Origin of the sequence: Thomasclavelia ramosa DSM 1402 (assembly GCF_014131695.1) — a bacterium.
In the GTDB taxonomy this organism is placed as follows: domain Bacteria; phylum Bacillota_I; class Bacilli_A; order Erysipelotrichales; family Coprobacillaceae; genus Thomasclavelia; species Thomasclavelia ramosa.
On the sequence record NZ_CP036346.1, the window covers coordinates 1,104,084 to 1,116,655 of the forward strand.

Below are 12,572 nucleotides of genomic sequence, written 5' to 3' on the forward strand. Positions count from 1 at the left end.
AGATTTTTGAGCTAACTTTTGGGGGTCACATCAATCCATAGCCTTTTTTTTGATTTTGTGATTTAATGTGTTTGTTAAAAATTACTTGACCGTTTATATTGTCAACTTGTAGACTAATAAATGGATTAAAAAAATTACTCAATTAATTTCAATTAGTTTATAAATAGTTTATATTTATAAAGTATCATATATAAGGTGGTTTTTTTAAGGTATATTTTTTTAAAGTCTTTCATAAAATAAATATGATTAGGTTATTGTCATAAATAATAATTATGATATAATTTATGTGTTTATTATAGGCTTTTTTATAATTATGGAAAAAAGGAGGATAGCTCATGGAAAATATTAGTGAACATGTTAGACGAGAACGTGAGGCTAGAGGGGTCACGATTGAAGAGTTGGCCAAAGGAACATTTATTTCAGTAGCTGTCTTAAAAGATATAGAATCAGGTAAGTTTGACAAATATAAAGGTGACGAATTATATTTGAAAATGTATTTACGGAAAATTGCTAAATACCTAGGGTTAGAAGAAAAAGAATTAGATGCTGAATTTGAAGCACTGACACAAGAAATTCAGTTAGAAGAAATTCGTCAAGAGGATTTAAATAAACGGTTAGTTGAAGAAAATAAAAAGAACATTACTATTTCTGGTAAGGTAAGTGATACATTTAAAGATTTAAAAAATGTAAAACCTAAAAAATCTATCTCTAATAAACGTGTTTATGAAGATCGCTATTTGCTTAGATATTTTAAATATGCTTTAGTTGGTGTGGTTTGTGTGGCCATCATTTTTGTTGTTTGGTATGCAATCGTTGCAGGGCGTTCTAATACTGAAGCGCCAGATTTTAAAGATAACAATACACCAACTGTCGAAGGAAATAATGATGCTGGTAAACAAGACAGTGATGACAACAAAAATTCTAATACTGATGATAAAAATGAAGATGATAAGAAGGCTGAAACGCCTACAGTTGAAATAACTAAAAATGGTGAGTTAGATTATAGTATTAAACTTGATCCAAGTATGACTACTTTCAAGTTTAAAATGGAATTTGTTGGTCGGACATGGTCACAATTAAATGTCAATGGTAGTGATTATAGCGGCTTCAAGAGCGGTATTTACAATAATGCTAATAAATCAAATGCAACTGATGCAGCTCCAGAAATAGTTGAACTAGATATTCCGGTAGAGAATTTCCAAAATTTGGAATTAAAATTAGGATATTTTATGGGACATCGTTTCTACATTAACGATCAACCTCTAGAAATTGATGCAAGTGAATATGATGGGGGTAATCATACCCTTAAAATTACGCGGGTGCAATAATGAATCTACCGAATAAATTAACAGTTACAAGGGTATTGTTAGTTCCCTTCTTAATTCTTATTTATATGTTTCCGTATGATAGTGCAGGAATTACGGTTCCTGTCTATCATGTTTTGGAGACAAATATATCATTAGTAAATATTATCATTTTATTTATCTTTATTATCGCATCAATTACTGATTATTTTGATGGAAAAATAGCTCGAAAAGAAAAGTTAATAACAACATTTGGTAAATTTGCTGATCCAATTGCTGATAAGTTGTTAATTAATACGATTTTCTTATTATTGGCAAGTGACCAGACAATCAATATTATTATCCCTATTATAATGATTTCTCGGGATACTATAGTTGATGCGATTAAAATGTCAGCTGCGAGTAAACAAGTAGTCGTGGCGGCAAGTAAACTTGGTAAACTAAAGACAGTCAGCCAAATGATTGCATTAGGATTTTTATTAGTTAATAATTTTCCTTTTACTGTACTGGGAGTCGATGTAGCTAACGCTTTAGCATGGCTAGCTACAGTAATTTCAGTTATTAGCGGGATTGATTATTTCTTAAAAAATCGCGAGATGCTTACGGAGACAATGTGATGGATGAATTAGCTAAAACATTAATACAATATAATATAAGTATATCTAGTGTAGAGAGTTTTACAGTAGGTAACTTTGCTGCAATGCTAGGAAGTATTCCTGGCATTTCTAAGGTTTACAAAGGAAGTTTAGTAACATATCAAAGTACAACAAAGGAAAGACTATTAGGAATTTCGCATGAAATAATTTCAAAATATGGAGTTGTAAGTAAAGAAGTAGCTTCGTTGATGTGCGTTAATGGAAAACAAATTCTTGATAGTGATGTCTGTGTATCATTTACAGGCAATGCTGGGCCTGATGCAATGGAAGGGAAGCCAGTAGGATTAGTTTATATTGGGATTTTATACCAAGGTGTCAATATCTATGAATTGAATTTAAAGGGAACTCGTGAAGAAATCCAGAAACAGGCAATTGATTTTGTAATTCGAAAATTGAATGAAAAAATAAAAGTAAATTAGTATTTATATAGGTATATAATAGTAGGAGGATGAATATTATGGCAGAAGCAAAGACTAAAGAGAATAAAGAAGAAGCTAAAAAAGTCCAAGCTTTGGATGATGCAATTAAGCAAATTGAAAAAAAATACGGAAAAGGTTCTGTAATGAAATTAGGTGATCGCGCTGCCGTTAGTGTTGATGTAATTCCTACTGGTTCTTTAACTTTAGATTTAGCTTTAGGAATCGGCGGATATCCTAAAGGAAGAATTATTGAGATTTACGGACCTGAATCTAGTGGAAAAACAACATTGACATTACATGCCATTGCTGAATGTCAAAAACAAGGAGGACGTGCTGCTTTTATTGATGCAGAACATGCTATTGATCCTGTTTATGCGCAAAATTTGGGAGTTAATATTGATGAATTAATTCTTTCACAGCCTGATTCTGGAGAACAAGGACTAGAAATTGCTGAAACTTTGGTTCGTTCAGGTGCGATTGATTTAGTTGTTGTCGATTCGGTTGCGGCATTAGTACCTCAAGTAGAACTTGATGGTGAAATGGGTGATTCGCAAATGGGACTTCAAGCACGTTTGATGTCTAAAGCGTTAAGAAAAATTGCGGCAGAATTAAATAAATCTGAATGTACGATTATTTTTATTAATCAATTGAGAGAAAAGATTGGGATTATGTTTGGTAATCCAGAAACAACAACAGGAGGAAGAGCATTAAAATTCTATTCTTCTGTTCGGGTCGAAATTCGTCGTAGTGAAGCAATTAAATTAGGAACAGAAATTGTTGGAAATAAAGTGAATATTAAAGTTGTTAAAAATAAAGTTGCTCCACCGTTTAAAACTACACAAGTAGATATTATTTATGGTAAAGGAATTTCTCGTGATGGTGAAGTACTCGATTTGGCAGTAGAAAAAGACATTGTTGAAAAGAGTGGAGCATGGTATGCGTATAAAGGTGAAAAAATAGGTCAAGGGCGTGAAAATGCTAAGACTTTCTTAAGTACTCATAGTGAAATTATGGAAGAAATTACACAGGCAATCAAAGACTCCTTAGAGAGCGATAATAAAAGTGAGCAAGAATAAGAAAAGATAGGGCTAGAGCTGTTTGACGGCTTTACCCTTTTTATGGTTTTGTCAATAATATTTAGATGTAAAAATAGTTCTTATCAATACGATAAGAACTATTTTAATTCATCTTTGAGTTTTAAAAGAGCAGCAAATGGTGAATCTTCAACAGCAGTCTGCTGTTGTTTTTGTTGATTCATATATTTTTTCACATCACTTTTACGAGCCAGCTTATTTTTATTTTCTCGTTCTTTTTTAAAGGCGTTCATATGTTGGCGATAACCACATGTTTTACAAACAAACATCTGTTTGTCACCTTTACCAACAAGTTCTAATTTTTTATGACAATTAGGACAGCGAGCATTTGTGATGATGGAAACAGATTCACGATGTTTACAATCGGGGTTAGAGCAAACAAGCATTTTTCCTTTTTTTCCATTAACTTCTAACATGAAATGATTGCATTCTGGACATTTTTTAGTAGTAAGATTATCGTGTTTGAATTTGGCTTCACTAGAACTTATTTCATCTATTAAAGAACGAGTATATTTTTTTATTTCATTAATAAAAATATTTGATTTTTGTTCTTTTTTAGCAATTTTAGCTAATTCCATTTCCCACTTTGCTGTTAACTCGGGTTCTTTAAGATCTTGTGGAACTAATTTCAACAATTGTTTTCCTTTGTTTGTAACATGAATATCATTACCACTTTTTTCAATTAAGAAGGTATTAAATAATTTTTCAATAATATCTGCTCGAGTTGCAACAGTCCCTAAACCTCCTGTGTTGACTAAAGTAGAACTTAATTGTTTCGAAGTGTTTTTTGTATAACGAACTGGATTTTCCATTGCTGATAATAAGGTTGCTTCATTAAAATAACCTGGTGGGGTTGTTTGACCAGTTGTTTTGGTTATTTCAGTGATTGGTAAAAATTGATTTTGCTTTAATGATGGTAATGTTTGATCTTCACTATCTTCTTCATTACCATAGACTTCTTTCCAGCCGATTTGGGTTTCAATTTTACCAGAAACAGTAAAAATTTCTTGATTTACAATTGCATTAATTGTTGTTTGTTCATATAGATAAGGTGGTAATAGAACTGCCAAAAATCTTTTTAAAACTAATTCGTAAATTTTTAATTCTCGATCTGTAAATGAACCTAACATAGCAGGCTGTTCAGTAGGAATAATCGCATGATGATCGCTAACTTTACTATTGTTGACAAAATGACTTTGTTTTCTTATTGGACTTTTTAATATTTTATCAATTATATTGTCATAATCCCCCCCGCGACTAGCTTCTAGACGCTCTTTTAATGTTGGAACGATATCATCGGTTAAATAGCGTGAATCAGTTCTAGGATAAGTTAATACTTTATGATACTCGTATAAATCTTGCATTGTTGCTAAAGTTTCTTTAGCAGAAAAACCATAGAGTTTATTGGCATCACGTTGTAATTCAGTTAAATCATATAATTGTGGAGCATATTTCTTTTTTGTGAAAGTTGAGATTTTTTCTATTTTTAATTTTTGATTTTGAAGTTTCTTAATAGTTTCATCTATTTTGGCTTCATTAAATAAATGTTTTTCTTTTTTGGCAGATAGCCAAGTCCAGTTAATTTGGCTACTAATGATTTCTATACCATAATAATTGCGAGGAACAAAATCTTTAATTTCTTCTTCACGAGCTGCAATCATTGCTAGTGTAGGGGTTTGAACACGACCACAAGCTAGTTGAGCGTTATATTTACAGGTAAGAGCTCGAGTAGCATTGATTCCGACGATCCAGTCAGCAATACTTCGACTATATGCGCTATGATATAAAGCTTCATATTCACGAGCATTTTTTAATTTTTTAAACCCTTCTTTGATTGCTTTATCAGTTACTGATGAAATCCATAATCGCTGCATTGGCTTTTTAATATGTGCTTTATTAATGATCCATCGAGCTACTAGTTCTCCCTCACGACCGGCGTCGGTTGCTATAATGATATCTTTAACGTCATTACGATTCATAAGGTTTTTGACGGCATTATATTGTTTAGCAGTTTTACCAATAACTACTAATTGCATTTTTTCAGGCATGATGGGAAGATCATTTAAATCCCACTTTTGATAATGTTTATCATATTTTTCAGGGTCAGCTAATGTTACTAAGTGACCTAAAGCCCATGTAACAATATATTTATTTCCTTCAAGACCACCATTAACATTTTTATTGCATTGTAGAACTCGTGCAATATCGCGTCCAACTGATGGTTTTTCTGCTAATACTAGTGTTTTTGACATTTTTTTTACCTCATTTCTTAAATATTCTATCATAATAAACTACTGATATGAAACTAAATTATAAAATGATACCGCTATCTTTTTTTTGTTGATTTAATCATAGATATTTCTCTTTTTAAAAATTATTATCTTAAAATCACCTAAAATTTGTTGTTATAGGACTTTAACAAAAAAATATCCTCGAAACACTTTTCATTGTAAATGATGTCAAAATATTATACAATATTATTGTGCTTGTCACATAATGAATTCCTATAGATTCATAAAAATAATTTACATAGAAGAAAATGGAGGACAAATATGCCAGGAAATATTGCCTTTTCTATTTTAACCTATGTTCTAGCTGTGGCTTTAGGTTTTTTTATTAATTATTTAATTAATAAATTAAAAATCTCTAAAGCTAACGTAAGTGCTGCAAAGATTATAGATGATGCAACTGCCAAAGCGGACAATCTTGTTAAAGAAGCAATTTTAGATGCTAAGACAGAAGCATATGAGTTAAAACTTCAAGCTGAAAAAGAAGCTAAAGAACAAAAACAAGAAATTAATGAACTTGAAAATAAACTTTTACAACGTGAACAAACAGTTGATCGTCGTGATATTGCTGTTCAAGGGAAAGAAGATGTTTTAGCGCAAAAAGTAGTACAATTAGACGAAAGAGAAGCCGGACTAGGTAAACTAGAAGCTGAATTAAAAGAAAAAATCAATGCTAAAATTGGTGAATTAGAAAAAATTGCTGCAATGTCAGCAAATGAAGCTAAGCAAGAATTATTTAAGCAGGTTGAACAACAAACTGCTACAGAGATGACGGCTTATATTAAAGATCAAGAGGAGGAAGCTAGATCAAAAGCAAGTCTGCTTTCTCGTGATATAATCGCTAATGCGATTAATCGTTATGCTCAAGAAGAAACAATTGAAAGAACAGTTTCTGTTGTCGCTCTTCCAAGTGAAGAAATGAAGGGAAGAATTATTGGACGTGAAGGTCGCAATATAAAAGCAATCGAACAATGTACTGGGGTAGATTTAATAATTGATGATACTCCTGAAGCTATTACAATTTCATGCTTCGATCCTGTTAGAAGAGAAATTGCTAGATTATCATTGGAGACTTTGATTCGTGATGGCCGAATTCAACCAGGTAGAATCGAAGAAGTAGTTCAAAAAACTAAAAATGAATTAGATGAAGTGATTCGCAAAACAGGTGAAGATGCCGTTTTTGAATTAGGAATTTCAAAAATTGATAAAGATATTATCATGATGTTAGGAAAACTTAAGTATCGTACTAGTTATGGCCAAAACGCCTTACAACATTCATTGGAAGTTGCTCATTTAGCAGGAATCATGGCTGCTGAATTAGGTTTAAATCAACAACTAGCTCGACGGGCTGGTTTATTACATGATCTTGGTAAGGCAGTTGACCACGAAATGGAAGGGAGCCATGTGGAATTAGGAGCAAAATTTGCTAAAAAACATGGTGAACATGCTACAGTTGTAAATGCAATTGAATCACATCATGGTGATGTACCTGCAACAAGTGTAATATCAATTTTGGTTGCTGCTGCTGATACTTTGAGTGCAGCACGCCCAGGTAGTCGTAGTGAGACAATTGAAAACTATATTCAACGACTAGAAAAACTTGAAGAAATGGCAAAAAGCTTTGATGGAGTTGATCGGGTTTTTGCAATTCAAGCTGGACGTGAAGTTCGAATTGTTGTTAAGCCAGATAAAGTAGATGACTTGATGTCTCATAAAATTGCTCGTGATATTAAAACGAAGATTGAAGAAGAGCTTACATATCCAGGACATATCAAAGTTACAGTAATTCGTGAAGTAAGAGCAAGTGAAGTTGCTAAATAGGGATAGGCATAGCCTATCCTTTTATTTGAAAGGGAAATAAAATGAAAATATTATTTATTGGTGATGTATTTGGTTCAATTGGACGTGAAATGATTGAAGATTATTTGCATCGTATTGTAAAAGATAATCAAATTGATTTTGTAATAGCAAATGTTGAAAATACAAGTCATGGAAAAGGTTTACTAAAACGCCATTATGATGAGTTATCATTTCAGGGAATTCAAGCCATGACAATGGGAAATCATACTTTTGATAAAAAGGAATTATATGACTATATTGATGAAGCGGATAAATTGATTGTACCAATCAATCAGCCAAAAGTACTACCTGGAGTTAAATCACGGGTATTTAATGTAAAAGGTAAATTGATTAGGATAACTAGCGTATTAGGTGTTGCTTTTATGGATAGTCGTACTTCAAATCCATTTGAAGTAATTGATGAGTATCTTGATTTACCGCATGATATTCATATCATAGATTTTCATGGTGAAGCAACAAGTGAAAAAATCGCTTTTGCACATTATGTTAAAGATAAGGCAAGTGCTGTTCTTGGAACACATACTCATGTCCAGACTGCTGATGAAAAGATAATTGATAGTAAATTAGCTTTCATCAGTGATGTAGGAATGACGGGGCCGTATATGAGCGCAATTGGTTGCGATCTTGATGCAATCGTCACAAGGCTAAGAGGTTTTGGAGCGCCATTTATCGTAGCTGAAAGTAGTGGTCAGCTATCTGGAGTAATAATTACTTTTGAGGAAAATACACCTGTAGCGATTGAACGAATCTTAATTAATCAAGATCATCCATATTAGGTATAATAATTAAATGTTTTCATATATTTTTTTAGGAGGAAAATTATGGAAACAATTAAAGTATCATCAACGTCATGCCCTAATAATGTGGCTGGCGCTATTGCTAGTATGATTAGAAATGAATCTAAATTACAGATTCAGGTTATTGGAGCTGCTGCTTTAAATCAAGCAATTAAGGCAATTGCAATTGCTCGGGGTTATATTATCCCAACTGGAAATGAAATTGTCTGTATTCCTTCATTTCATGATCTAATTGTTGATGATAAGGAAATCACAGCACTTAGGTTATTGTTAGAATTACGATAATTTTAAGTAATAAAAACTTAACAAAAAAAGTAACCCTACTTTAGATGAAAAGGGTTTCTTTTTTTAGTGTTTTGCGTTATAATAGTAGGCGTGATATAGGAGGAGATTTATTATGGCAAAATGTAAATTATTAATGCAAACTGCACAAACACAAAAATTAATCGATTTTTTTGATGGATATGAAGATGATAAAGTAAAATGTAAATTCATTAAAAAAACTGGAATCAAGGCTGAAATTGAATGTGAAACAGAACTTACACCAGATGAAGCAGCTGGACATTGTAAGAGTCTTTTTAAAAAGACACCTGATGGAGCAGTTTTATACTTCTCTATTCAACCAGATGGATTCTTCGGATAATAAGGACGTAAGTCCTTATTTTTTTATTTACGATAAAAGCAAGAATTAGATTTAATAAAAATGAATTTTTTCTTGTGGAAATAATAGAGATTTATGTATATAATATGATAGAAAAGTGGTGAATAAATGAAAGATTATAGTAATTATTTTAAAGGGCCTTCATTAAATGAGGCTAAAAGAAGAAGTCGTGACGAAGTTGGTCGCTATGATGATGCCTATCATGTTCCAGGAGATATGGTCAAAGTTGGACTAGGAAAAAAATATTATATTCAAACATATGGGTGTCAAGCAAATGAACGTGACAGTGAAACTTTATCAGGAATATTGGAAAGTATGTCATATCAACCGACTACAGAAATTAAAGAGGCTGACGTGATTGTTTTAAATACTTGTGCAATTCGTGAAAATGCCGAAGAAAAGGTATTTGGAAAAGTTGGATATGTCAAAAATTTAAAGAAGACTAATCCAAATCTAATTTTCGCAATGTGTGGATGTATGGCTCAAGAAGAGGTTGTTGTTAATCGGATATTGGAAAAGCATCCCCATGTTGATTTGATTTTTGGTACTCACAACATACATCGATTACCTGAGTTATTAAAAGATGCACTTTATAGTAAAGAGATGATTGTTGAAGTTTGGTCTAAAGAGGGCGATGTAATTGAAAACGCACCAGTTAGACGGGACAACAAGTATAAAGCATGGGTAAATATCATGTATGGATGTAATAAATTTTGTACTTATTGTATCGTTCCTTATACACGTGGAAAAGAACGTTCTCGTTTAGCAAAAGATATTATCAAAGAAGTTGAAGAACTGGTTGCTGAAGGCTATCAAGAAATAACGCTTCTTGGGCAAAATGTTAACAGTTATGGTAAAGATTTAGGTGAGGATTATAATTTCTCAAACTTACTTGAGGATGTCGCTAAAACAAATATTCCACGAATTCGTTTTACAACGAGTCATCCTTGGGATTTTAGTGAAGATATGATCAAAATTATTGCGAAATATGATAATATCATGCCGGCAATTCATTTACCAGTTCAATCGGGGAATAATGAAGTATTAAAGTTGATGGGGCGCCGTTATAGTCGTGAACAATATCTAGAATTATTCCATAAGATCAAAGAATATATTCCTGACTGCACAGTCACGACAGATATTATCGTGGGGTTTCCAAATGAAACTCATGAACAATATCTAGATACATTGTCTTTATATCAAGAGTGTGAATATGATTTAGCTTATACATTTGTCTACTCACCTCGGGCAGGAACACCAGCCGCGAAAATGGTTGATAATGTAGCAAGTGATGAAAAAGACCAACGATTATATAAATTGAATGAAATCGTTAATGAAAAAGCGTATAAGCAAAATCAACGTTTCTTAAATAAGATTGTCGAAGTATTAGTTGAAGGAACATCTAAGAAGGATGATTCAATGTTGACTGGGTATACTCGGCATCAAAAATTGGTAAACTTTAAAGGTGATCCTAAAGATATTGGAAAAATTATTAAAGTAAAAATAACTGAAGCCAAAACATGGGCTTTGAAAGGTGAATCAATTGAATCGTAGTTTGGATTGTGCTAAACAGTTAAATAAATATTTATTGAATCTTGATGTCATTAAAGAATATCAAAAGTATGAGCAGCTAATTCATCAGGATGATAAGATAGAAAAACTTGAAGCAAAGATGAAAGCATATCAAAAGAAGATTGTAAATCAAAAGTCAAAACAAGATGAAACAGTTGTTAAAACAATTGAAGAATATCAAAAAATTAAAGATGAATTTGAGAATCATCCATTAGTTGTTAATTATTTATACTTGAAGGAAGAAGTAGATAGTCTTTTGCAATCGATAAATACATATATAAACGGACAATTATTAAAATAGGGCTTGACTTAACGATTGATCCTAATTATAATTTATGAAATATTACACAAAACGACATAGAAAAGGAGATAGAAAATGGCATATTTTTTTGATGAACCATCACGCACATTTAATGAATATCTTTTAGTACCTGGATATTCATCTGCTGAGTGTCAAGCTAAAAATGTTAGCTTAAAGACACCATTAGTTAAATTTAAAAAAGGTGAAGAACCTGCGTTATCATTAAATATTCCCCTAGTTTCAGCGGTAATGCAAGCTGTATCTGATGATAAAATGGCAGTAGCTCTTGCAAGAGAGGGTGGGGTTTCATTTATTTATGGATCACAAACGATTGAAGATCAAGCAGCTATGGTTAAACGAGCTAAAACTTATAAAGCAGGATTTGTTCCAAGTGACTCTAATTTAAGTATTAGTGATACACTTGCAGATGTAATTGCTTTAAAAGAGAAAACTGGACATTCAACAATGGCAGTAACTGAGGATGGTAGTGCCAATGGAAAATTATTAGGAATCGTAACAGGCAGAGATTACCGGGTTTCTAGAATGGGTTTAGATACAAAAGTAACTGAGTTCATGACACCATATGATAAATTAATCTGTGGGCACATTGGAATTACTTTAAAAGAAGCAAATGATCTTATTTGGGATAATAAGTTAAATGCTTTACCTATTATTGATGATGATCAAAAATTAGCATATTTTGTCTTTAGAAAAGACTATGAAACAAGAAAATCAAACCCAAACGAACTATTAGATGATTCGAAACGTTATGTGGTAGGCGCTGGAATCAATACTCGTGATTTTGCCGAACGTGTACCGGCTTTAGTAGAAGCAGGTGCTGATGTTTTATGTATTGATTCATCAGAAGGCTTTACAGAATGGCAAAAAATTACGATTGACTGGATCAGAGAACATTATGGTGATAGCGTTAAAGTTGGAGCTGGTAATGTTGTTGATGCGGATGGTTTTAGATTTTTAGCTGAATCTGGAGCAGATTTTGTTAAGATTGGTATTGGTGGTGGATCAATCTGTATCACTCGTGAACAAAAAGGAATTGGTCGTGGGCAAGCAACGGCTACAATTGAAGTTGCTAAAGCACGTGATGAATATTTTAAAGAAACAGGAATTTATATTCCAATCTGCTCTGACGGTGGGATCGTTCATGATTACCATATGACATTGGCTTTAGCTATGGGTTCTGATTTCATCATGTTAGGTAGATATTTCTCAAGATTTGATGAATCTCCAACTAATAAAGTTAGTATCAACGGTCAGTATATGAAGGAATACTGGGGTGAAGGTTCTGCTCGTGCTCGTAACTGGCAACGTTATGATATGGGTGGTGATTCTAAACTTTCTTTTGAAGAAGGAGTTGACTCATATGTACCATATGCCGGTAGCTTAAAAGATAATGTTGGTTTAACTTTAAGTAAAATCAAGTCAACAATGTGTAACTGTGGAGCCTTAACTATTCCAGAATTACAAGAGAAAGCAAAAATTACGCTTGTTTCCTCAACTAGTATTGTTGAAGGTGGCGCACATGATGTAGTTTTAAAAGATTCTACATCTGGAAATGGACATCAAAACTAAAACGCGATTAATTCGCGTTTTTTTGTTCAT

Annotated in this window: 12 protein-coding genes; 11 read left to right on the top strand and 1 reads right to left on the bottom strand. The window is 32.5% G+C overall.

Annotated elements, in window-relative coordinates:
• Window positions 1-335: 335 nt before the first annotated feature.
• From EYR00_RS05265 to recA, 4 genes are read left to right on the top strand one after another with little or no spacing between them, the layout of a single operon-like run.
• Window positions 336-1,328 (top strand): helix-turn-helix domain-containing protein, encoded by a 993-nt coding sequence (locus EYR00_RS05265; protein ID WP_003534410.1) that lies wholly within the window; start codon window positions 336-338, stop codon window positions 1,326-1,328.
• Window positions 1,328-1,921, top strand: coding sequence for a CDP-diacylglycerol--glycerol-3-phosphate 3-phosphatidyltransferase (gene pgsA, locus EYR00_RS05270; RefSeq protein WP_003534408.1), 594 nt, complete (start codon window positions 1,328-1,330; stop codon window positions 1,919-1,921). Before EYR00_RS05265 ends, pgsA begins: the two co-directional genes overlap by 1 nt.
• A complete protein-coding gene (locus EYR00_RS05275) occupies window positions 1,921-2,379 on the top strand; it encodes a CinA family protein (protein WP_003534406.1) in 459 nt (152 codons plus the stop codon). Before pgsA ends, EYR00_RS05275 begins: the two co-directional genes overlap by 1 nt.
• A gap of 38 nt (window positions 2,380-2,417) precedes the next feature.
• Window positions 2,418-3,455: a recombinase RecA gene (gene recA / locus EYR00_RS05280; protein ID WP_008792720.1), complete on the top strand. Its 1,038-nt coding sequence runs from the start codon at window positions 2,418-2,420 to the stop codon at window positions 3,453-3,455.
• Window positions 3,456-3,553: 98 nt separating this feature from the next.
• Here the strand turns inward: recA and EYR00_RS05285 are convergent, their stop codons facing one another.
• Window positions 3,554-5,725 carry a DNA topoisomerase III gene (locus tag EYR00_RS05285; protein WP_040434002.1) on the bottom strand — a complete coding sequence of 724 codons (2,172 nt, stop codon included), beginning with the start codon at window positions 5,723-5,725 and terminating at the stop codon, window positions 3,554-3,556.
• A gap of 300 nt (window positions 5,726-6,025) precedes the next feature.
• On the opposite strand from EYR00_RS05285, the gene rny reads away from it, so the two are divergent.
• The 7 genes from rny to EYR00_RS05320 all read left to right on the top strand — a co-directional run bounded on the left by rny (window position 6,026) and on the right by EYR00_RS05320 (window position 12,542).
• Window positions 6,026-7,582, top strand: a complete 1,557-nt coding sequence (gene rny / locus EYR00_RS05290) for a ribonuclease Y (RefSeq protein WP_003534398.1) — start codon at window positions 6,026-6,028, stop codon at window positions 7,580-7,582.
• A 41-nt stretch (window positions 7,583-7,623) separates the two neighbouring features.
• On the top strand, window positions 7,624-8,397 hold the full coding sequence (locus tag EYR00_RS05295) for a TIGR00282 family metallophosphoesterase (RefSeq protein ID WP_003534396.1): 774 nt from the start codon (window positions 7,624-7,626) through the stop codon (window positions 8,395-8,397).
• A gap of 45 nt (window positions 8,398-8,442) precedes the next feature.
• Window positions 8,443-8,703: a stage V sporulation protein S gene (locus EYR00_RS05300; RefSeq protein ID WP_003534395.1), complete on the top strand. Its 261-nt coding sequence runs from the start codon at window positions 8,443-8,445 to the stop codon at window positions 8,701-8,703.
• Window positions 8,704-8,815: 112 nt separating this feature from the next.
• Window positions 8,816-9,061, top strand: coding sequence for a hypothetical protein (locus tag EYR00_RS05305; RefSeq protein ID WP_003534394.1), 246 nt, complete (start codon window positions 8,816-8,818; stop codon window positions 9,059-9,061).
• Between the two features lie 126 nt (window positions 9,062-9,187).
• A complete protein-coding gene (miaB, locus tag EYR00_RS05310) occupies window positions 9,188-10,633 on the top strand; it encodes a tRNA (N6-isopentenyl adenosine(37)-C2)-methylthiotransferase MiaB (RefSeq protein WP_003534393.1) in 1,446 nt (481 codons plus the stop codon).
• Complete coding sequence (locus EYR00_RS05315) at window positions 10,614-10,952, top strand: YlbF/YmcA family competence regulator (RefSeq protein ID WP_003534392.1); 339 nt, start codon at window positions 10,614-10,616, stop codon at window positions 10,950-10,952. The genes miaB and EYR00_RS05315 overlap by 20 nt, the downstream gene beginning before the upstream one ends.
• A 75-nt stretch (window positions 10,953-11,027) precedes the next feature.
• Window positions 11,028-12,542, top strand: coding sequence for an IMP dehydrogenase (locus EYR00_RS05320; protein WP_003534391.1), 1,515 nt, complete (start codon window positions 11,028-11,030; stop codon window positions 12,540-12,542).
• The last annotated feature ends 30 nt before the right edge of the window (window positions 12,543-12,572 follow it).